Below are 21,891 nucleotides of genomic sequence, written 5' to 3'. Positions count from 1 at the left end.
TTGGGATGAATGAGGGATAGAAGGGGTGACCCGCGCGCGACGGAGCGGAGTCGTGGGTTCTTCTCGCGATCAGGCGGAGCGCCCGAACGAGGAAGTCTTTCGTTGCCGCAGCGCCAGCAGGCCGGCGCCGGTGATGGCCGCGATTCCGACGGCGATGTTCATGCCGATTCCGCGTCCACCGGACAGCGGCAGGGTGCCGATCTGGAGGTCTCGGACGGTGATGGTGTCGTCGGACTTGCTGGCACCGCTGCGCGAGACCGTCAGGGCCGAGCCGCCGGGAGTGGCGGTGATGAGCTCGATGCCCGTGTCGGTCACCTTGAAGCGGGCCGGCTTGGCCATGAGCTGGTGCCCGGCGGGAGCCTTGGTCTCCACCAGCCAGTACTCGCGGTTGATGGCCAGTCCCGTGGTGGTGAAGGTTCCGGTTCCCTTGCCACCGGTGAAGGTCACACCGTTGGTGAGGGGCTTGGCACCCGGGGTGGAGGGGTCCATCGGGTAGATGTCGAAGGCCGCGTCGTCCAGGGGGCCCTGGCTGCCGGTCTTGACGATCGACAGGATGCGCTTGCCGGCATTGGGCGAGACGTTGGCGCAGGCCACGTCGTGGTCGGGCCGGGTGTCGGAGTCCTTGCCCGTCTGAGGCACGACCTTGTTGTAGAGGCCATGGCCGGGAACGAGGCGCCCCTTGTCCGTGGTGCAGGACAGCAGCTCATCGCGGTATCCGGTGACCGACGGGTCGATCTTCACCGTGAAGGTGACGGTGTAGCGGATCGTCAGGCCCGAGTAGAGGGTCTCGTTGTCGGACAGGCGGTAGGAGCCGTCGGCCTGGGCGTTGACCGTCCGGGTCGGTCCCATCTCGCGCTGCACCTTGACCAGGGTCGGGTTGAGCCCGGGGGCGAAGGAGGGCTTGTCGTTGATGGGTCCGGTGGACACCGACAGCGATCCCTCGTTGACCACGCTCACGGTGTAGACGACGTCGAAGGTCGAGCCGTTGCCGGGCTGGGTGGTGACCTCCTTGGAGAACTTCAGCTTGCCGTCGGTGGAGAGGCAACCGTGGTTGTTCCCGTCACCGTCGGTGTCACCTTCCATGGCGATGGTGTTGACCAGGCCGGAGGGCTTGCCGTCGGCGCGCTGGTGACCGCACTGGAAGTCGGCCTCATTGAAGCCCGGGGTGTTCTCACGGACCGTGAAGGTCATCTGCATCGTGAAGGTGCGGCTGCCTCCGTCGGCCCCGGCCCGGGGAGCGGCAGCGAGGCGCTCGCCGGTTCCGCCCTTGATGAGGGTGATCGAGCCGTTGAGGGTTCCGTTGGCAGGGTTAATGGCGGGCAGGGTGACGCCCTGGGCGTCGACTCCCTTCTCCAGGACCTTGATCCGGCTCAGGCGGGTGCCGGTGGGCATCTGCGGGGTGTCGGTGAGGTCGGCGGCCACCGGGCTGGCGACCAGGGAGGTGTTGGTGACCGTCACCGTGTAGCTGGAGGTGAAGGTGCCATCACTGTTGCGGACCACGTCGAGCGGGCTCTTGGAGGCCTTGAACTGGGGGTTGGCGGGCAGGGTGCCGCAGGCCGCGGCCTCCTTGGGCTGCCCGTCGCCCTTGGTGGTCACTGAGGCCTTGTTGTAGATGGCCTTGCCCTGACCGACGGCGCCCGGGGTGCAGGTTCCCTGGATGCCGGGCAGTCCGGCGTCGGGACCGGAGACGTTGAGCACCACCGTGTAGGTGTGCTTCTGGCCCGCGGGCAGGGAGATGCCGGTCTTGACGTAGGGCACTCCGGCCTGAGGCGTCTCGGTGCCGTTGATGGCGCCACCTGAGATGCTGACCTTGTGGACGGTGACCCCGGTGGGGACCTGCCAGGCGTCGTTGAGGTCGTAGGTGAGGCCCGCCCTGGCGGAGGGGTTGGTCACCGTGATGGTGTAGGTCTGGTCGAAGGTGGTGCGACCGTTGACCTTCTCGGTGCTCTTGGTGACCTTGCTGAAGGTCTTGTCGATACCGGCGTGCGGGACGACGGAGTTGACGACCTTGACCCGCACGGCTCCCTGCGTGGAGTCGGGCACGGTGAAGGTGACACCGCCTGCGTTGCCGTTGGTCGGGGCCACGGCGGTGGAGGCGAGTTCCCTCTCCTGGTTGCCCGGGTTGGTGACCACCTTGAAGGCGGCCGGGTCCTTCCAGCTGACGCTTCCGCCGGCGGCGGTTCCGGGCTGCTTGAGTCCCCTGGCGTCACGAGCATCCTCGGTGACGGTGCAGGTGGCACCCACGCGCTGGGCGGGCAGGTTCGCGGCATTGCCCTGGGCGTCCACGGTGATCTTGCCGGTGGAGGAGCCCTTGCCGTCGGGACCCGGGGTGCAGGTGTAGCTCAGGGAGTAGGAGCCGGCCGTGGCGGCGTCGGAGGCGCCCTCAACGCTCTTGACCGCGCTGACGGGGGTCTGCTGAGGCTTCTGGTGCACGACGCAGGTGACGTTCTTGCCCTCCCCCAGCACGAACTTGTTGTCCGCGCTGACGGGCACGTTACTGCCGTCGTCGTTGGTGCAGACCCAGGGGCCGTTCTGCGAGTAGCCCTCGGGGCCGTTGCCCGCGGACAGGCCGTAGGTGCCGCCGGCGGTGTAGACCTTGCTGACGGCGGGCGTGCCGCTGGCGCCGGTGATGGTCTTCTGCCCGAAGAGCCCATCGGTGGCGGGCTTGGCGGTCAGGGTCCATTGCTCGGGCCTGGCGCTGCCGCCGTCGACAATGTTGACGAGGGTGACGCGCCCACGGCCGACGACGTACTCGTTGTGCCAGACGCACTTGACGGCGACCTCTTCCTGGCGCTCGGCCAGCTGGGTCTCATCGAGGCGGATGGTGCGCTGCTCGAGGTTCACGGAGTCGGACTTGTCCAGGCGGGTGGTTCCGTCACGGCGCAGCAGCGGGGCACTGCCGTTCCCCACCGTGCAGCTGACGTCGCGCAGGAACCAGCCGGTGGACCAGACGTCACCGGTCCTGCGGTCAACGGAGGCCTGCGGAGTGGTGCCCGCCTCCTGAACCGTGGCGGCGTCGTTGGGAGCCAGCAGGGTGTAGCTCTTGGGGTCGACGTCCTCAGCGTTCCAGGAGGGGGTCAGGGACTTGGGGGTCCCCCAGGTCCTTGCGCCGAAGGTTCCTTCCGGTGAGGCGTTGATGTAGTTGAAGGTGGGGATCGTCAACGATCCTTGAACCGATGAGTCCGCCTTGACGTCCTTGGCGAAGGTCACCGGGCGCTCCTGCTCGATGGAGCCGTAGAGGCAGCCGTAGGAGACGGCCCGCTCACGGGTGATGAAGCGCTCCTCCAGGTTGGAGGTCTCTGCCTTCTCCAGGTCAGGTCGGCACTCCTGGTTGTTTCCGTTGTTGACGAATCCCCACAGCTTGAGCTTGTACTTGATGCCGGTGTTGGGGTCCGTCCAAGCGGTGTCGGAGCGGTCAGACTTGATGTCGAGGATGTCGTCGGCGCAGCTGTGTCCGATCTTGTCGGTGAAGTCCTGGGTCATGACACCGTTGAACCAGACCAGGGAGCCGTTCTGGTACATGTAGGTGTAGGTGGACCCGTCGTAGTAGCCGACTCTCCCGTACTGGTCGTAGGCGTACTGCGTCCTGACCGTCTGATTTTCAGTGCCGTAGTCGCCGATGATGAGCTTGCCGTTCGAGTCGAGCTTGCCGGTGCACGTGTTGATCGTGTCGAACTCACTCCACGGGAAGTCGGCCTGAATCGTCTGAGCGGTGTTGATGTTGAAACTGCCGTAGTAGGTGGTGCCCTTACCCTGGGAGGGGTTGGTCACGGAGCTGTTGTCGGAGTAGATCGGGCTGTTGACGTGGCGCATCCGTCCCACGAGAAAGACGTTTCCGGCCTTGACGCTCGTGGTGTTGGAGGGCTGGAAACCCAGCGAGGTCTGCACATCCCCCGGCTCACCTTGGTAGGAGGTGGGGCAGGCACCCTCATCCACCTTGCGCCCATAGCCGACCGCCGCGTACTGACCGGAGCTGCCGCGAACATAGTCAGTCCAGTAGTTATTGGACCCCGGCGAGTAGCGGGTGCAGGCACGCGAGTAGGCCCACTCCCACGGGTAGGAGTTGTAGCCGTACCCGTTCACCGTGTCGTACACACGATCAACAGTGTCAATGGTGCGCACATAGGAGATCTGCACCGAGGTGTCCCCCAGGGGAATGGTGAGGTCACCGGTGGAGGCATCCGCGGGAGGCGCCGTCCACGGCAGCGACACCATGGTCACCAGGACGACCGCAAGAGAACCGACCACCGCACAGAATCTGCGCAGTAGTCCTTCACGCCCGCACTGCGGGCGACGTGATGACTGGGACATGCCGATGGATTCCGATCATGAGGGATGGGTGCGCGGGGAGCGCACGACAACTATGACTGCCGAGGAATGTAGGTCATCCGACCTCTTCCTCAACACCTCAGAATCGGCTCACGGGGCAACAATCGCGCATCATTGCACACCGCAGACACTTTCCCTTGAAATGACGCGGAACAGCGCGGGTTTCAGTTGTATCTCATTGATGACGGAGGCGTCACGACAATAGAGGAAAGACAACAACAAACCGGCGAATATCTCAGAACGGATTCATACCCACCGGACGTTCGCCGTCATCCGTTTCCCTCACAGCCCCATTCAGCCCATTGTCACTTTCCTGGGTGCAGGAATCCCGTGGTCAGGAGATGACGGGTCGCCTCGACCATCTCCGCGCGCAGTGCGGCCGCATCGGCAGCGTTCAGCTCACTGAGGGCGGCGACCGCGGAGGCGACCTGCCCGACGCTCAGCTCGCCGTCGGCCACCCCGGCCAGGGCGGCCACCGCCGTGGAGGCCTGCAGGGTGCGTCCCAGCCCTCCGCCCTGACGCAGCAGGATGACCGTGGGCTCGGCGGCACCCGGAATGAGGTGACGCTCCTCGGTGACGTCGGGGGCCAGGAGCGGGCGGAGGTCGGCGACGGCGGCGTCGTCGAGGCCGGCGAGGCGCTCGCGCACCTCCAGCACCTCGGCAACGTGGGGGCCCAGGACCCCCTGACCGGAGGTGGTCACCTCCTCCAGGAGGCGCCAGGGCTCGCGGGGGCGGCGGGGACGGTGGACGATGAGGTAGCCGAAGCCGACGCCCCGCACGTCGCGGGCCTCGAAGTCGTCGATCCACGCCTCCAGGGCGGCATCGAAGGCCTCAGGGTCGCGCTCGGGGGTCAGGCCGCCGTCGCGCAGCCACATGGTGGCGTACTCCACCGGGTCCTGGAGCTCGCGCTCAAGGATCCAGGCGTCGAGCCCCTCGGGGAGCCAGGCGGCCACTGTGTCGCGCCACGAGCCGGTGCCACGGTGCTCCCAGTTGCCGAGCATGACGGCGGTGGCGCCGGGCTCGAGGTGCTCGGCGAGTCCGGCGACGAGCCCCGGCAGGATGGGGCCGCCGGCGTCGCGGTACTCCATGAGGGGCAGGCCGGCCTCGCGCACCGCGGGCGGGGTGAGGACGAAGGGCGGGTTGGAGGCGATGAGGTCGAAGCGGCGACCGGCCACCGGCTCCAGGAGGGAGCCGCGCAGGAGCTCCAGGCGGCCGGTGCCGGTACCGGAGCCGGATTCGGAGGCGGCGTCGGCCTCTGAGTCGAGGTCGGAGCCGGGGGCGACGTCGAGAGCGCCCGGGGCGCCGGTGATGCTCACGCCGGCCAGGGCCGCGTTGAAGGCGGTGAAGGCCAGGGCGCGTGCGGAGATGTCGGTGGCCACCACGTGCTCGGCGTGACGCAGCAGGTAGAGGGTCTGGATGCCGCAGCCGCAGCCCAGGTCCAGGGCGGTGCCCACCCGCGTGCGCGGAGTCAGGCCCGCCAGGGTGAGGCCGGCGCCGCCGACGCCCAGGACGTGATCGGGGGCCAGGGCCCGGCCGGTGACGAGCTCGCCCAGGTCGGAGGCCACCCACCAGCGGACCTCGCCTGCGTCGTCGACGGCCTCGTGGGGGCGCAGGTCGACCAGGGCACGGACGCACCCGGACTCGTCGGGCCCATTGACCAGGCCGACGGCGGCGGCGCCCGCCGCTGTCGTGCGGGGCAGGGCGGCACCGAGGGCGGTGGCGGGGACCGGCTCACCGAGCATGAACAGGGCGGTCAGGACGGCCACGGGCGAGGGGGCGGACCCGGCAGCCAGGGCGGCGCGCACGGCTCGCAGGGCGGGCAGGCGGATCTCGCGGCGCAGAGCGGCGTCGGCGACCTCGCCCAGGAGGGCGGCCACCGCCTCCACGCCCCAGCCGGAGTCGGCCAGGTCCGCCCGCAGGCTCGCCGCCTGCTCGGGCGTGGCCGCCGGAGGCGGGAAGGAGGAGGACTCAGAAGCGGACCGGGCGCTCGCAGGGCTCATGGAACCGACCGTAACGCGGGGTGCCGCTCATCTTTGGCGCCCCGCCGCGCGGGAGGGCGCCGGGGTGCCCAGGGCTCCCCGCCGGCTCACAGGAGGCGGGCGGCGAGCTCGGCGTACTGGCGGTTCTTGATCTCGACGTCGTCGATGTAGCTGATGAGCATGACCTCCTCGGTACCGTGGTTCTCGGCGAAGGAGGACAGGGCCTGGGCGACCTCGTCGTAGGTGCCCACAATGATGGCGGTGTCGCGCTCGAGGTAGCGCTCGACCTCGGCGCGGTAGGCGGCGTCGAGGGTGGCCGGGTCGCGGAAGCGCATGGGGCGGCCGGTACGCAGGCTGAATCGGGCGTCGGCGGCCACGAGGGCCTGCTCGCGGGCCTCCTCGCGGGTGGCGGCGGCGCTGACGCACAGGGCGGAGAGGGTCTGGCCACCGTGGATGGATCCGCGCCCGGGACCCTCGGGGAGGTGGGCGCGGTAGTGGTTCATGATCTCGACCTGCTGACGACCGGTGAAGAACTGGGCGTAGGCGTAGTTGAGGTCGTGGACGCCGGCCCAGGCGGCCGACTGGCCCGAGGAGCCCAGGAGCCAGACCTCCGGCATCTGGTCCGGGAGGGGACGGACCTCGACAGAGGCGTAGGGGTGGGTGGCGGGAAGCTCGTCGCGCAGGAGGGCGACCGTCTCCTCGATGAGGGCGTTGATGGCGTCGGGGTCGATGACGCGACCCTGGTTGAGGGCGGCGGCCGCACGCATGTCCCCACCGGGGGCGCGACCCAGGCCCATATCGACGCGGCCGGGGTGGAGGGTGGCCAGGGTGGCGAAGCGCTCGGCCATCTGGAGCGAGCCGTAGTGCATGGCCATGACGCCGCCCGAGCCCACCCGGATACGGTCGGTGGCGTCCAGGATGTGCATCATGAGCAGGTCGGGCGCCGAGGACAGGAAGGAGCCGGTGCTGTGGTGCTCGGCCAGCCAGAGGCGGTGGTAGCCGGACTCCTCCAGGCCGCGCCCCAGGCGGACGAGGTCCCCCAGGGTCTGGCGAACGTCTCCTCCTTCGAAGAGAGGAACCTGCTCGAGGACGCTGATCCGGCTGAGACGAGGACTCATGGCTTCTCCTGACCTGGTTGCGCGAGGGTGCGGCGACAGTGGGGCAACACCGCGGGACGGCGACTCATTCCAACCGAGCGGGCGGAGCAGCCGGGCTCCGGCCGGGTCACCGCAGCATGTCACCACGACGTCACCAGATAAGGTAAACCTTCTTAAAAATAAGATACGGTTTAGTTGCGCCTATGAGGCTGGCGCCTTACGGTAGGACCGACGGAGCCGCCCCGCACCGGCCCCACCCGGGCCGGTGCAGGCCAGCGCAGACCCGCACCAACTCGCACCAACTCGCACCGCGATTCGCATCATTCAGGAGGCACCCATGGCCGTTCTCTCCATCGGAGACCAGTTCCCCGCCTACGAGCTCACCGCCGTCGTCCCCGGCAACCTCAAGGAGGTTGAGGCCAGCAAGCCCGAGGACTACTTCACCACCGTCTCCTCCCAGGTCCCCGCCGGCACCTGGCGCGTCGTCTTCTTCTGGCCCAAGGACTTCACCTTCGTGTGCCCCACCGAGATCGCCGCCTTCGGCGACCTCTACCAGGACTTCAAGGACCGCGACTGCGAGGTCGTGGGCGTCTCGGTGGACAACGAGTACACCCACTACGCCTGGCGCCGCAGCCACGACAAGCTCCAGGACCTGCCCTTCCCCATGGCCAGCGACCTCAACCGCGAGCTCACCGAGGCCCTGGGCATCAAGCGCGCCACCGGTGAGGCCGACCGCGCCACCTTCATCATCGACCCCCACAACGTCATCCAGTCGGTCTCCGTGACCGCCGACTCCGTGGGCCGCAACACCGAGGAGGTCCTGCGCCAGCTCGACGCCCTCCAGTCCGACGAGCTGTGCGCCTGCAACTGGCAGGCCGGCGCCGCCACCATCGACGCCCTGGGCCAGATGGGCTGACGGGCCACCACCCCGTCCCCTGACCTCACCACCTGAACGACGACGAAACGAGAACCCATGAGCATCGACAACCTGCGCTCCGCCCTGCCCGAGTGGGCCAAGGACCTCTCCCTGAACCTGTCCACCCTGTCCCGCTCCTCCTCGCTGACCGAGCAGCAGCAGTGGGGCACCTTCGTGGCCGCGGCCGCCGCGACCCGCAACGAGTCCGTGCTGGTCCAGGTCATGGAGGACGCCCGCACCCACCTGTCCGAGGAGGCCATCAGCGCCGCCCTGGGCGCCGCCTCCATCATGGCGATGAACAACGTCGCCTACCGCACGCGCCACTTCCTGGGCTCGGCCTACGAGAACGAGCGCATGGGCCTGCGCATGAACATCATCGGCACCTCCGGTGGCGTGGAGAAGGTCGACTTCGAGCTGTGGAGCCTGGCCGTGTCCACCATCAACGGCTGCGAGAAGTGCGTGACCGCCCACGAGGCCACGGTGCGCGGCGAGGGCCTGAGCACCGAGCAGGTCTGGGAGGCCGTGCGCATCGCCGCCACCCTGACCGGTGTGGCCCAGGCGGTCGGCGTCGTCGAGACCCTCGACTGACCCGATCACCACGATTCAGACGGCGGCCGCCGGCTCCCTCACTGGGAGACCGGCGGCCGCCGTCTTGTTTGCGTATCTACGCCCCGTATCTGCGCCTCGGTGCCGCTCAGCTGCGGGGGTCGGCGTCGATGGCGCCCTGGGTGTCGTTGAAGATCAGGTTGGAGATCTCCACCTGGACCGTCTCCACGTGGGGGACGTCGTGCAGCAGGAGCGGGTCATCGGCGGAGGTCTGCAGGGCCAGCGTGCCGCAGCCGAAGAAACGGTCGGCGACGTCCTTGTCCAGCTGGATGTCGGAGATCCGGGTCAGGGGCAGGTCGTGGCCGACGCGGCTGACGATGCCGGAGCGGGTGATGATGCGCTTGGTGGTGATGGTGTAGGTGCGCATGTACCACTGCAGCCAGGGCAGGAGCAGCAGGGGGACGCTCACGACGAGGATCGCCACCCAGATTGCCAGGATGCCCCAGGGCTGCCAGGTGGTGGGGGCCATGACCGAGGCGACGACGCCGACCACGAGCAGGAGGATCTCGACGACGAACCGCCACAGGAGGACCTTGATGTGGGTGTGCATGTGCCGCACCACGACTTCGTCGCGGCTCAGCAGCTTCTTCGACAGTGCCATGCCCCCATCGTGCCAGGCCGCCGGGGCCCGCGCACCCAAGAGGGCAGGAGTACCCGCTTGAGCCTGCCTCGGACGGGGTGCCTTCACCCGCTGAGCATGCTCATGCCGACCGAGGCGACGACCGGCGCGATCCCCAGGATGACGAAGGCTGGCAGGTGGCAGGCGCCCAGCGGCAGGACCAGGCGCACCGCGAGGCGCTCGGCGGCCTCCTCGTCGCGGGCGTGCCTCCCTGCGCGCAGGCTCGCCGCCGTCGCCGCCAGGAGGGCGGCAGGTGAGGCCCCGTCCTCCCAGCCGGGGCGCAGGCAGGACTCCAGGCGGGATCGCCGTGCCCTCCACTGCTCGTCCTCGGGAGCCTGCCAGGCCTCCTCCCACGGGGCGCCCAGCAGCAGGGCCCGCCCCACGACGCTGGCCCCCTCCTCTTCCAGGGCCTCACCTAAGGCGGTCAGTACCCCGGGTACTGAGGCCCCGGCGCTCAGGGCGGCGGAGGCCAGGTCCAGGACCAGGGCCTCGTCAACGACGTCACCCTCCGCCGTCGCGGCGCGGATGAGGCGCCTGGTCACCAGGTGCCCCACGACCATGAGCCCGATGCCCAGCGCCCCCACGGCGCTGCCAAGACCGCCGTCGAGCAGGAGGGAGGCAGGATCGGCGCCCACGAGCATCCCCAGCCCCAGGCCGACCACGGGCAGGCAGGCCAGGAGCCGGGCGGTGCTGCGGGGGCCGGCCAGGGCGGCCCGGCGGGAGGCCTCGGCGCGACCGGACTCGGCCACCCCGCCGGCCACGGTCTGGAGGATGTCGGCCAGGGGCGCCCCCAGGGCGGTCGACAGGCGGCAGGAGGCGACGGCGCCCGGCACCCCGGCGGCGGTGGCCCGCCTCTGCCGGGCCCGCCGGCCGCGCGGGGGCGGGTGCCAGCGCAGGCGCCCCTTGCTCCATCGGGGCAGCCACGAGTCGTGCTGAAGGTCCGCGAGCGCGCGCAGCACGGGTGGGACGCCGTCCTCGTCGGGCTCGGCGCCCTCGGCGAGACCGGCACGCCCGCAGGCGCGCGTCCAGGCCCGCTGCGGCGTCGCGCCGGCGCGCAGGAGGCTGGCGACCTCGGTGAGCAGCAGGCCGAGATCCGGTTCTGGTGCCCCGGTGCGTCGGGAGCGCAGCGCGTCGAGCGCCGCCTGCCGCATCGTCGGGCGCACCTGGGCCTCGGGGACGCCCGTGGTCCAGCCGCGGGGCAGGTCGCGTCGGGCCGGCAGCAGGAGCACGGCGGCGGCCAGGGCGACCAGGACCGCCGCGATCCAGGCGCCCGGCACCGGGCCTCCCGCCGTCCCACCCACCAGCCCGGCCAGGCGGGCTGCCGGGGGTGGGATCGCGGCCGTGCCCGTCACACAGGCCATACCCACCCAGCTGGTCACGCCCGTCATACCGGTCTCCTCTCCCCCGCCCCGGGCAGTCCGTCAAGGCCGGTGCGGGCCAGGGCCTGCGGGCCGATCCGCTCCCGCAACGCTGATACGGCCGGGCCGGGTCTGAGTCGGCCGTCGCCCGTCACGTGCAGGGCCTCCTCGCAGAGGAGAACCGCTCCGGCCGGGCTCGTCCCGCGCCGCAGCACTCCGATGGAGGCGACGTACCGGCGTGCCCCGGTGGTGCCGGCCTGCCGGCGCAGGTGGACGACGGCGTCGAGGGCGCTGGCCGCCTGGGCGGCGACAGCCGCCTCGTCGAGTCCCGCGAGGGCCCCCAGGGCGGTCAGGCGGGCGGGGACGTCGGCGGGAGAGTTGGCGTGGAGGGTGGCCCAGCCGCCCTCGTGGCCGGTGTTGAGGGCGGTGAGGACATCGCGCACCTCGGGGCCGCGGCACTCTCCCAGCACGATCCGGTCGGGCCGCATGCGCAGGGCGGTACGCACCAGGGAGGTCATGGCGACCGCCCCGACGCCCTGGACGTTGGCGCCGCGCTCCTGGAGGTGGACGACGTGGGGGTGGCGGGGGCGCAGCTCGCTGGCCTCCTCGATGCACACGATGCGCTCGGTGGCCGGGACGAGTGAGAGCAGGGCGGCCAGGAGGGTGGTCTTGCCGGTGCCGGTGGCGCCGGTGACCAGACAGCTGGCGCGGCCGGTCACGAGGGCGGCCAGGACCTCGTCCAGGCCGGGGGCGATCGTGCCGGCGGCGGTGAGCTCGTCCAGGGTGAAGCCGCGGCGGCGCTTGGTGCGCAGACTGATGAGAGTGCCGTCGGCACTCAGGGGCGGCAGCATCGCGTTGAGTCGGGTGCCGTCGGGCAGGGTGGCATCGACGACGGGGCAGGCGTCGTCGAGGCGCTTGTGCGCGGAGGCGGCCATGCGCACGGCCAGGGCCCGCACCTCGGGCTCATCCATGGCGGCTGCGGGGACCGGTTCGAGGCCGTGTCCCCGGTCGATCCAGGTGCGCCCGTCGCTGACGAGGACGTCGGTGACGCCCTCGGTCTCGATGAGGGGCTGGAGGATCGGCCCGGCGCCGTCGACGTCGGCGCGCACCCTCTGGCCCAGGCGCGCCATCCCCACCTGTCCGGTGGCGGGGGCGGCGGCATCGTTGAGGGCCTCCTCCAGGCCCACGCCGCGGGCCAGGGCGCTGCGGACGCGGGCGAGCTCGGGGCCGTCTGCCCCGCCCCCGCCGAGGGCACCCGGCTGACCGGGACTCACCGGGACCATGACTGCCTCCTGGACTGATCGCCTGACTGATTCACTGACTGGCTCGTTGGCCGGCTCGCCGACTGATTCGCCAACTGGTTCGTTGTGCGGGTCTCCGGTGCTGCGGCGTCGGCGAGCCGGGGCAGCAGCTCGCGGGCCAGGGCGCTCGCGGCGCGCCGGAAGGCTGAGCGGGCCCGCACCGGGTCCTCTCCGAGGGCCAGCCGCTTGGCCAGGACCCGGTCGGTGGGGACCTGCCCCAGGACCGGGCAGCCGGTGATGAGCTCGAGGTCCTCGGCGAGGACGTCCTCGCCCACCTGGCGCGCCACGAGCCAGACCGGCACCCCAGCAGCGGCGTCGGCGGCCGCGGCGGTTTCAGCATCGGCGACAGCGACCTCGCAACCGCCGGGCGCCGGGCCCCGCAGCCGCAAGGCGATGCTCTCGGCGGCGACGGCCGAGCGCAGGTCGAGCCCGGTGACGATGAGGACCCCGGCGCCCGGCGGCGGGGGAGCCCCGCGGGGCAGGTCCACCAGCACGACGTCGTGCTCGGCCCGCATCGCCTCCAGGACCGCCTCCGCACACGGCAGGGGGCCTCCGCGCACATCCCCGGTGAGGACCGGCATGGCGTGCCACGCGGGCAGGGCTCCGACGAGGCGACCGGGCCGGAAGGCCGACTCCTCGGCCGGCAGGTCCGCCCAGCGCAGCCCGGTCAGGACGCTCTGCCCGCACAGGAGGTCCAGGCCGCCGGTGGGGTCGAGGTCCATCATCGCCACCCGTCTGCCCGCGCGGCCCAGCGCCCATGCCAAGTGCAGCAACAGGACGCTGGCCCCCAGGCCCCCGCGGGCGCCGGTGACGGCCAGGACCTGGGCGGGGCACCCCGAGCGCGCCGCCCCCGGGCTCCTTCTCCTCTCCCCCGTCTGTGTCTTATCACCGGGATGCACAGGCCGGCCGGCGGAGGGCCTCAGGGGAGGGAAGGAGACGTCTCGGCCGTCCCACACCGGCCTGCGCCCCGTCGCCGGTCTGACCCGGGCCGCCTGCCTCGCCCTGGATCCTTCCGTGGCCTCCGACGTCGGGTCCTTCTCCTCCGGCTCTGGAGCCGCCGAGCCCCCGGACGCCGCCACTGCCGGGATGGTCAGCGTCTCCTCCGACTGCTCCCACTGGCCCGGCTGTCCTCTGCGGTGCCCCGCTGGATCAGGCGTCTGCCTCACAGGCATCTCCACCGGCATCGCCCTCTCCTTTCGGTTCCCTCACTGTCTCCCCGGTCCTGCCCACGGCCGGCCGTTGCCACGACCGTTGCCACAGCCGTCTCCCGGCTCCCCGGCCGGTACCCCGCACGAGTGGTACGGCGGTACTGCGGCGCCGCCGCCGGCGGCTCTCCACCAGGGTGCGGGCCCGCCCGCGGCTGCGCCCAGCGACGTCGTCGGCCCTGTGGAGGAGGGGCGCAAAAGCGCGCCTGTGGCCCCGCGCCCGCCGCGCCCCACCGCGCCTCACCGTGGCCCGGGGCCGCCCAGCGCGGCAGCCCCAGCGACGACGCAGGCAACCGAGGGGCTCACACGCCTGACACCGGAGCTCCCCTCGTGATGAGATGGGCCCATGAGCGCGCAGGACCGCGCAAGCGCCCCCTCCCGACTGCCGGCGACGTCACCGGTGACGGCACCGACCGCCCCACCGGCTGCGCCGGCGCGCTCCCCTGCCGGTCCGTCCCCCACCGGGCACCGTGCGGCGGCCTACTTCGACCTGGACAAGACGATCCTGGCGACGTCGTCGACCTGGGCGTTGGGCACCCCGATGCGGCGCAGCGGCCTCATCTCCTCCCGCGCCCTGGCCTACGGGCTCATCGCCCAGATCCCCTACCTCCTGGTGGGCGCCGGCACCCAGCGCTCCAGCAGCCTCATGGAGCACCTGGCCCTCATGTCGGCCGGTATCAGCCGCCGGGACCTGATGGAGGTCGTCGAGGGCGCCCTGACCACGGCGATCGAGCCGGCCGTCTACGCCGAGGCCCTCGACCTCATTGAGGGCCACCGCCGGGCCGGGCACGACGTCGTGGTGGTCTCGGCCTCCATCTCCGAGATGGTCACCCCCATCGCCCGCCTCGTCGGGGCCGACCGGGCCGTGGCCACCCACATGGAGGTCGGCGAGGACGGCCTGTTCACCGGGCGCATCTCCCGCTCCATGCTGCACTCGGAGAAGGTGGTGGCGCTGCGCGAGGACGCCGCCGCCCACGGCATCGACCCGGCCCGGTGCTGGGCCTACTCCGACTCCATCTCCGATGAGCCGATGCTCAGCGCCGTCGGCCATCCGGTCGCCGTCAACCCCGACAGGGACCTGCGGCGCCTGGCGCAGGAGCGGGACTGGCCGGTGCGCGACTTCGCCCGCCCGGTGCGGCTGCGGCCGCGCTGGGAGCCGCCGAGCCTGTCGACCCGGGCCTCGGTCATCGCCCACGTGGCCGGTGTGCTGGCCGTCGGGGGCACCGCCGCCTGGCTCACGGCCCGACACCGCCCGCGCGGCGCCCGCGGCCTCTGAGTCCTCCGGCCGGGCTCAAGCGGGGGTCACCCCGGCTCACCCGGCCTGGACTCACCCGGCCCGCCAGGTGCCGGCCTGCACCGCCCGGCACAGGCGCTGGGCCTCCTGAACGCCCGCGAGCACCGCCTCGGCCTGCCACACCACCCAGGCCACCACCCCGTCCATGGTGCCTGAGGCGTAGGCCCCGGCGGCCTCGGCGTAGGCCGCCGGAACCCGACCGGGGTAGAGGTCGGTGACGGCCGTGCCGGTCGGCTCGAGCCCGTCACGCACCAGGAGGTGACGCACAAGCAGGCGCCCCACCGCGGCGTTCCCGGCGGTGAAGGGGCGGGCCGCCAGCATCTCGGCGTGCACGATGGCCGCCCGCACCAGCGCCGGCGCCTGCGGCGCCTCGATGAGATCGACCAGCCCCGCCAGCCTCGCCACCAGCTCCTCGCCCTGCGGCGCGACCCCAGGACCGCCCTCGCGGGCACGCACCTGCCGGGCGCGCGGCACTCCGACCTCCCCCAGGCCCACCCGGCCGCCGGCCGCCAGGGGGCCGACGACGTCGCGGTGCAGCGCCGCCAGCGCCGAGCGCGCCGAGGGCGCCACCGGCCGCCCCCGCCCCACCAGGTCCGGCATCCAACCCACCAGACGGGTCCCGGCGCGCCACAGCCCGGCCACGGCGTCCAGGCCCGGGTCTCCGGTGGCGGCCTGGGTGAGGGAGCCGGCGGCCACCTGCTCGCGCAATACCTCGGCGGAGACCACCGCGCCCTCGACGCCCCCCGAGGCGATGGCGCCCCGGATCGCGGCCTCGGCGCGGGCCTCGCGCCACCGGCGCCGCAGGGCCTCGTTCCAGCGCAGCTCGGAGCAGGCCTCACGCACCGCGGCCTCGGCGGCGCGCACCCGCTCGTCGGCGGCCACGGCCCTGAGCGCCTCCAGCGCGGGATCCTCGGGCGAGGGGGCGCCGTCGGTGGACGCCTCGGCCCGCCCACCTGCGCCGACCCCACCGATACTCAACCCCTCGGCCGGCATACCGGGTCGGCCCGTCACGCCCCGCGCCACGGGCCTCCCGGGCCTCCTGGGTCCCCTGGGCTCCGACGAACTGATCCCCACAGACATTCGCACCACGCCCCCACTGTGGCACACCGCAACCACCGCCGGCCACAGACGCCCTCAGGCGCCCCCAGGCCCCGTATCCCGAGGAAACCAGCACGAGGCGGGCGCACCCCCTAGACTCGATCAGGTGAGTGACTCCCCCTCCCATGACGCCCCGGGCTCCGGCCCGCCGCCCGCGACCCCTGGCGCATCGGGTCAGCCACCGCGCAGTCGCCGACCCGACTACGTGCTCACCGCTGTCGTCGGAGTCCTCTTCTCCCTGGGTGCCTCGGTCCTGCTGGGCCTGGCCGCCGACCAGACCTCGATCCTGCGCACCGGCCTGCTGCTCGGGGCCCTCCTGCTGCTGTCCGCGGCCGCCGCCGTGCTGTTCGCCAGCCGCTCCTCGCTGGGCGCGCTCATCACCGGGCTGACCGCGCTGACTGCCCAATCGATGGTCTTCCTGGCCCCCATTCACGCGGCCTCCTTGACTGAGCCCTGGCTGCAGCGGCTCGTCAGCACCGGTTTCATGCTCGCCCTGGCGGGCCTGTGGCTGGGCGGTTCCTGGGGGATGCGCCTGGCCCGCCGCGCCGGCCAGGCCCAGGGGCACGCCGCCTTCCGCCTCACCGAGGCCGACCGGACCGTGGGTTCCACTCCGACGCCGCCGCCCTCGCGCCGCCGCGACCACCTCCTGTCCCTGCCCTGGGTCATCGCCGGGCTGGCGCTGGCGGCCTTCCTGCTGCCCCGCACCTACCTGCGGGCAGTCGCCCCCGGTGTCCAAACCGGGCCGCTGCTGGTCGCAGCCGTCCTCGTCTCCCTGCTGGCCCTGGCCGCGGCCGGCGCCTCGACGGCCCGCTCCACCCTCGGTGCGCGCGTCATCGGACCGGTTCTCGTGCTTGCGGCGGTGCCCGCGCTCAGTAACGGTATGATCCCTGGCGGCCACCTGGTCTCCAGGCTCCTGCCGCACGGCCCAAACGCCGTCGTGCTCGCCGCCATCGGCATCGAGCTCATGGCGATCGGCTGGGGAGCACATGTGGCTCGCCGGCAGGGCCGTGCCAACGCGCTGGCCAGGCTGCGTTCCGGCGTCTGAGGGGCCCATGCCCGAATTCGTGTCCTGGAGATGACCGGCCCCATCCGGCATCCCCCTCCTACTACCGTGTGCATGCGTAAGGAGACCTCGTGAGCACCGACAACACAGACCGCACCGCACCGCAGGCGCCCCTCGCCTCCGACGACGCCGCCCCGTCCTCCCTCGCGAGCTTCATCGGCAAGGCCAACCGGGTCTCCCAGCCCTCCTCCCCGGCGCCTCAGGCAACGGCCGCGCAGGACGGAGATGTCGCTGCGGCCGGCGCCGATGCCGCTACCGGCACCGACGATGCCGATACTGCCGATACGGTCGATGACGCAGCCTACGACGGGGCCGGTGAGAAGGGGGCCGAGGCCACTGACGACGGGGGCGACACCCTCAACCTCCGCGAGCAGGCGTCCTTCCCCGTGGCCGGGAACCAAGCCGCCGCGGCCGCTGAGTCCGCTGAGACCACCAAGACCGCTGCCGCGGGCGCTCAGGAAGCTCCAACGCCGTCCGAGACCGTGACGCGCGGCGACGAGGCCGGCGCGCCGGCGACGGCCAGGACCGCTGAGGCCACCGGGATGCCGCCGTCGATTCCGCCGTCGTCGGAGCCCGGCGAGGTGGACGATGAACAGGCGGCCCCCGCGGTCGCCGGTACTTCACAGGCCCTTACTGAGACAGTTGAGGCCGGCGCCGCACAGGCCACGACGCCCACGGCTCCTGAGCCCGCCGCAGTCCTCACCGGTTCCACAGTCTCCGCCGGCTCGGCTGTCACCGCCCCGGAGACGTCGTCGCCCGCCCCGGTGGACGACGTCGATGACGAGGCCGGGGCGCCGGCCCCGACGGTCAGTGCCGAGACCCTCAGCCGGCCGGCCGACCGACCGACCACAGCAGCCGCTACCGCGTCTGCGACCACAGAGGCCGCGGTCGCGCAGGGACCCGCCTCCGTGACCGAGACCGCCGAAACCGCCACAGTGCCGGAGGGCCGCATCGAGGTTGAGAACTTCGAGGCGTTCGACGACGTCGACGACCTTGATGACGGCGAGAGCGTCAAGGACTCCGCCGAGGACGATGACCTCGACGGCCCGGACGTGGACGACGACCGCACCCCCGAGACTCCGGCGATCCCCACCCCCGTGTCTGGCTCCCCGGCCGTGAGGGCCGTACCCGTCTCAGTGGCCACAGGGGCGGCCCGAGCCTCGAACGGGACCGCGGAGGCCACCCCGCCGACCCCCTCCACCGCAACCGGCACCACGGATGCCGCCGTCAGCGTGGACGACACTGACAACACCGACGTCGACGACATCGATGGCTTCAACGGCGAGGTCGACGCTGGACCCGGCGAGGCCGGCGAGGTCAGCAAGGCTGGCGAGGCCGAGCAGGTGTCCGGTACCGACGAGGCGTCCGAGGACAGTGCCGAGAAACCTGCCGAGAACGTTGCCGAGAACGTTGCCGAGGAGGCCGCACAGCCGGCCACTGCCTCCGCACCCGCATCGGCGCCCTTCTCGACAGCCCCCACCGCGCAGCCCTGGAGGCCGGTCCCGCCGACCTCCGGCTCCCAGACGCCCGCCGACACGACCGCTGCAGCCGACGCAGCCGCCGTTGAGGACGTCGATGACACCGATGACGGCTTCGCGCCCATCGAGGCCCCCGCCGTCTCGGCGGCCTTCGCGGCCCCCTCCGCGCAGTCGACGACCGTGACGACACCGGCCGCCCCGTCAGCGGACTCGCCGGAGCCCTCCTCACTGAGCCGGCCCGAGGCCGAGCCGCAGGAGCCGGCGTCGGCGCCGTCGGCGACCTCGGCGCCATCAGTGCCCGCATCGACGTCACCGGCCGAGCCGGAGGCGGCAGCGCCGGTGAACGCTGCGGCGGACAACCGCCCCTCGGCCCCGTCCTGGCCGGCGACCCCCGCGGCTCAGCTGGCCCGGACTGGCTCCGCCGCCAGCGCCCCCTCGGCACGTTCCACCGGGTCGGCGCCCTCCGCCCACCCCGCCTTCTCCTCCGGCACCCCGGCCCCCACCGCCTCGACGGAAGGGATGGGCGCAGCGCCCCGGGCCGCCTCGTCCCCGTACATCGAGCACTCCGGTGACCGCCCCCAGGCGCCTGCCAGCACACCGACCCCCGCCCCGGCGCAGGCGGCGCCGCAGCCCGAGCGAGCCCCCTCAACCCAGGCGACCCCCTCCACCCAGCCTGCCGCCACCGCCACCAGCGCCCCGGACTACCGCCCGACGCCGGCAGCCTCGCCGTCGGCCCCCTCCCCGCAGCAGACACCCGACTGGTTCGCAGCCGCCCCCGCCGCCCGGGGGCTGTCCGCGAGCGCCGACGCCGGGCAGAGTGACGATCCGGAGGAGCGCGGCCGCTCGCGTGCCCGGCAGGCCGCCATGGCCATGACCGGTGCCGGGGAGGATGACGACGCGATCCTCCTCAAGGGCGCCAGCGCACTGAGCGCCCCGAGCTCGCGAGTCGAGACCCACTGGGCCGGGGTGCTCGTCGCCATCGTCCTGTTCCCTCTGGCCTGGTTCCTCGTGCACGACGGCGCCGCCACCCTGACCGGCGGCAACCCCTCGGCCTGGCCCTCGGCGGCCTCCCCGATGGGTGCGCTGGAGATTCTGGGCGGGACCGCGGCCTGCGCCGCCGCCCTGTTCATGATCTCGCGCTCCTCGCTGGGGGCCTTCGTCGTCGGCGCCCTCAGCACGGTCATCGGCCTGCCCTTCATCCTCATGCCGGGGCTCACCAAGTCGATCCTGGGGCCCACGGTCGATCGGCTCCAGGCCCACTCCGACCTGGGTAAGGCCCTGTCCACCTACGTCATGGACGACGGCCTCTCGGGCCGCTTCATCCTCATGGGCGTGCTCACGATCACGGTCGCCGTCGTCGGTCACCTGGCGCGTCGTGCGGGGCAGCGCACGCAGGACGAGGGCCGCGGCCCGCGTGACTGAGCCCGGCACCACCCCGACGCCTTCCGGAGCCGACGAGGCAGGCGCGCCGTCGGCTAGGCGGATGCAGACCCTCGCCGATGCGGCCCGGGACGCGGTGCCCATCGTCGTCGGATACGTGACGCTGGGGCTGGCGGCCGGGATGCTGCTGGTCGCCGAGGGCCTGGCCTGGTGGTGGGCGCCGGTGTGGAGCCTGGTCATCTACTCCGGGACCATGCAGATGCTGCTGGTGCCGCTGGCCGGTGGCGGCGAGCCGCTGGCGGCCATCGCCCTGTCCACCGGTTTCGTCTCGGGCCGGCACGTCTTCTACGGTCTGGGCTTCCCCCTGGAGCGGGTGCGGGGCAGGGCGCTCACGCGCCTCTACGCCGTCCACGCAATCACCGACGAGGTCTACGCGCTGCTGGCGGCGCGCGACCGGCGGGCCATGAGCGGGCGCTACCTGGTGGGTGTGGAGGCGATCAGCCACGCCTCCTGGGTGTCGGGCACGACCGTCGGGGCACTGGCCGGTACCGCCCTGGCCTCCGCGGTGGGTGAGCGCATCGAGCTGCTCGGCTTCGTGCTCACGTCCCTGTTCGTGGTCCTGGCCATCGAGAACTGGCGCAATCACCCCGACATCGGGGTGCTGTGCGTGGGGCTGGTGGCCGGCGGGGTCGGCCTGGCGATCGGCGGTTCGGCGGCGCTGCTGACCGCGCTGGTGATCCTCGCCGTCGGCCTGGTGGGGCTGTACGCCTGGCGCGGCCACCGCCCCGGGGCGAGCGCGCCGGAGCCCGGGCGGAGGGATAGCTGATGCTGACCAACTCGCAGATCGCGGTCGCCGTCGTGGTCGTCGCCGTCATCACCTTCGTGTGCCGGATCGTGCCCTTCGCGCTGCTGCGCGGGCATCAGGACAGTGCGCTGCTGGCCTTCCTGTCCCGGGCAATGCCACTGGGGGTCATGATCGTCCTGGTGGCCTACACGCTGGGTGGGGTGAGCCTGTCGCCGTCGAGCTGGCTGCCGGCCGCCGGCGGGATCGGGGCGACGGCGGGCCTGCACCTGTGGCGGCGCTCCATCGGGCTGTCACTCATTGGCGGCACCGGCGTGTACGTCGCCCTCAGCCTCCTGCTGGGCTGACCCGCCGCGGCCGGTGGCCGACCATGTAGAAGACGATGAGAGCCACGTAGGTGACCACGCTCAGCCAGGCGCTGACCAACCCCAGCAGCGCGGCCAGTGAGTAGAGCCACGGCCCCATCGCGAAGCGCCGGGTCATGGAGCGCACCTCCGCCTCGGAGACCCCTGCTCGCAGGCGGCCGCGGTCCCGGATGGAGGCCCGCCACAGGGCGTTGAAGAACAACCCACCGACCACCATGACCATCCCGTAAAAGACGGCGCCAGTGCGCTCGTCGTGGCCGGACTCCAGGGACCGGGTGAGGATCGAGGTGGCGAAGGGCAGGAAGGCGACGTCGAGCAGGAGGAAGAGGTTGCAGATGAGCATCCACTGGTCGACGCTGCGCACCCGCACGAAGATGGCATGATGGTTGAGCCAGACCTGCCCCACCAGGAGGAAGCTGAGGACGAAGCCCACGTAGCTGGGCCACAGGGAGGCCAGGGAGTGCAGGAGGCTCCCGCCGCCGTCGGGCAGCTTGATCTCCAGGCTCAGCAGGGTGATCGCGATGGCGATAACCCCGTCGCTGAAGGCCTCCAGGCGTCCGGGGGAGACGGGCGCCGACTCCTCCTCCCCTTGAGCGCCGCCGGCCCCAGCGGCCGCCCCCTCCTCGGGGGCCGGGTCAGTAGCCGGGCCTGAGGCCCCGACATCCGCATGCGCACAGCCGCACGAATCAGTGCGGATCCCCTCGGCGAGGTCGTTGGCAGAACCATCAGCCGAGTCATGGTGGCGCTGGGCAGTCATGCCTTCTCCTTCCTGCCGTGGACAGGGATATAGGGACATTCTGCGCCGACGGGGACACACCTGCACCCGCGGGGACATTCCAGTACCGCCGGGGACAATCGACGCCGCCGGGGACCGAATTCCAGTCCCCGAACGCGCCCCCTGTCCCCGCCCGGAACAACACGCACCCAGCCGTGCAGAATGTCCCCGGCGGACGGCCCACGAGTGGGACCTGCTGCCCCTCAGGCGGTGCAGGACGACGTGG

Annotated in this window: 16 protein-coding genes; 7 read left to right on the top strand and 9 right to left on the bottom strand. The window is 72.1% G+C overall.

The features are described 5' to 3' along the window. Nucleotides 1–69: 69 nt before the first annotated feature. The 3 genes from HW274_RS01250 to HW274_RS01240 form a co-directional block, all read right to left on the bottom strand. Complete coding sequence (locus tag HW274_RS01250) at nt 70–4,248, bottom strand: SpaA isopeptide-forming pilin-related protein (RefSeq protein ID WP_260679138.1); 4,179 nt, start codon at nt 4,246–4,248, stop codon at nt 70–72. 386 nt (nt 4,249–4,634) lie between these two features. Continuing rightward, on the bottom strand, nt 4,635–6,329 hold the full coding sequence (locus tag HW274_RS01245) for a methyltransferase (protein WP_075255228.1): 1,695 nt from the start codon (nt 6,327–6,329) through the stop codon (nt 4,635–4,637). An 86-nt stretch (nt 6,330–6,415) separates the two neighbouring features. Continuing rightward, nucleotides 6,416–7,426, bottom strand: coding sequence for an MsnO8 family LLM class oxidoreductase (locus tag HW274_RS01240; RefSeq protein WP_185989021.1), 1,011 nt, complete (start codon nt 7,424–7,426; stop codon nt 6,416–6,418). Between the two features lie 316 nt (nt 7,427–7,742). Between HW274_RS01240 and HW274_RS01235 the strand changes: the two genes are divergently transcribed. Then, complete coding sequence (locus HW274_RS01235) at nt 7,743–8,321, top strand: peroxiredoxin (RefSeq protein ID WP_075254384.1); 579 nt, start codon at nt 7,743–7,745, stop codon at nt 8,319–8,321. 57 nt (nt 8,322–8,378) lie between these two features. Further along, nucleotides 8,379–8,909 (top strand): carboxymuconolactone decarboxylase family protein, encoded by a 531-nt coding sequence (locus HW274_RS01230; RefSeq protein WP_003787906.1) that lies wholly within the window; start codon nt 8,379–8,381, stop codon nt 8,907–8,909. 106 nt (nt 8,910–9,015) lie between these two features. Here the strand turns inward: HW274_RS01230 and HW274_RS01225 are convergent, their stop codons facing one another. The 4 genes from HW274_RS01225 to HW274_RS01210 all read right to left on the bottom strand — a co-directional run bounded on the left by HW274_RS01225 (nt 9,016) and on the right by HW274_RS01210 (nt 13,377). Beyond that, a complete protein-coding gene (locus HW274_RS01225; RefSeq protein ID WP_075254385.1) occupies nt 9,016–9,528 on the bottom strand; it encodes a PH domain-containing protein in 513 nt (170 codons plus the stop codon). 83 nt (nt 9,529–9,611) lie between these two features. Further along, on the bottom strand, nt 9,612–10,934 hold the full coding sequence (locus tag HW274_RS12725) for a type II secretion system F family protein (RefSeq protein ID WP_260679137.1): 1,323 nt from the start codon (nt 10,932–10,934) through the stop codon (nt 9,612–9,614). Further along, nucleotides 10,931–12,187: a TadA family conjugal transfer-associated ATPase gene (locus tag HW274_RS01215; protein ID WP_185989020.1), complete on the bottom strand. Its 1,257-nt coding sequence runs from the start codon at nt 12,185–12,187 to the stop codon at nt 10,931–10,933. The genes HW274_RS12725 and HW274_RS01215 overlap by 4 nt, the downstream gene beginning before the upstream one ends. Then, entirely contained in the window at nt 12,175–13,377 is a 1,203-nt protein-coding gene (locus HW274_RS01210; RefSeq protein ID WP_260679221.1) for a cellulose synthase operon protein YhjQ/BcsQ, read from the bottom strand. Before HW274_RS01210 ends, HW274_RS01215 begins: the two co-directional genes overlap by 13 nt. A 379-nt stretch (nt 13,378–13,756) precedes the next feature. Between HW274_RS01210 and HW274_RS01205 the strand changes: the two genes are divergently transcribed. After that, complete coding sequence (locus tag HW274_RS01205) at nt 13,757–14,686, top strand: HAD family phosphatase (RefSeq protein ID WP_075254389.1); 930 nt, start codon at nt 13,757–13,759, stop codon at nt 14,684–14,686. 51 nt (nt 14,687–14,737) lie between these two features. On the opposite strand, the gene HW274_RS01200 is transcribed toward HW274_RS01205, so the two are convergent. Further along, entirely contained in the window at nt 14,738–15,697 is a 960-nt protein-coding gene (locus HW274_RS01200; protein ID WP_075254390.1) for a Fic family protein, read from the bottom strand. A 211-nt stretch (nt 15,698–15,908) separates the two neighbouring features. Here HW274_RS01200 and HW274_RS01195 point away from each other — a divergent pair, with 211 nt between their 5' ends. The 4 genes from HW274_RS01195 (at nt 15,909) to HW274_RS01180 (ending at nt 20,872) form a co-directional block, all read left to right on the top strand. After that, nucleotides 15,909–16,847, top strand: coding sequence for a hypothetical protein (locus tag HW274_RS01195; protein ID WP_256692488.1), 939 nt, complete (start codon nt 15,909–15,911; stop codon nt 16,845–16,847). An 89-nt stretch (nt 16,848–16,936) separates the two neighbouring features. Then, complete coding sequence (locus tag HW274_RS12720) at nt 16,937–19,765, top strand: hypothetical protein (protein ID WP_260679136.1); 2,829 nt, start codon at nt 16,937–16,939, stop codon at nt 19,763–19,765. Between the two features lie 61 nt (nt 19,766–19,826). Then, nucleotides 19,827–20,549 (top strand): AzlC family ABC transporter permease, encoded by a 723-nt coding sequence (locus tag HW274_RS01185; protein WP_075254392.1) that lies wholly within the window; start codon nt 19,827–19,829, stop codon nt 20,547–20,549. Continuing rightward, the gene (locus HW274_RS01180) at nt 20,549–20,872 is read left to right on the top strand and encodes a branched-chain amino acid transporter permease (protein WP_075254393.1); all 324 of its coding nucleotides are present in this window, start codon (nt 20,549–20,551) and stop codon (nt 20,870–20,872) included. Before HW274_RS01185 ends, HW274_RS01180 begins: the two co-directional genes overlap by 1 nt. Here the strand turns inward: HW274_RS01180 and HW274_RS01175 are convergent. Continuing rightward, nucleotides 20,853–21,647, bottom strand: coding sequence for a TMEM175 family protein (locus tag HW274_RS01175; RefSeq protein ID WP_185989018.1), 795 nt, complete (start codon nt 21,645–21,647; stop codon nt 20,853–20,855). The genes HW274_RS01180 and HW274_RS01175 overlap by 20 nt on opposite strands. Nucleotides 21,648–21,891: the final 244 nt, after the last annotated feature.

Origin of the sequence: Actinomyces sp. oral taxon 169, assembly GCF_013394715.1 — a bacterium.
GTDB lineage: Bacteria > Actinomycetota > Actinomycetes > Actinomycetales > Actinomycetaceae > Actinomyces.
The sequence above is the reverse complement of the archived record's forward strand: the minus strand, read 5'-3'. Positions and strand labels throughout refer to the sequence as shown.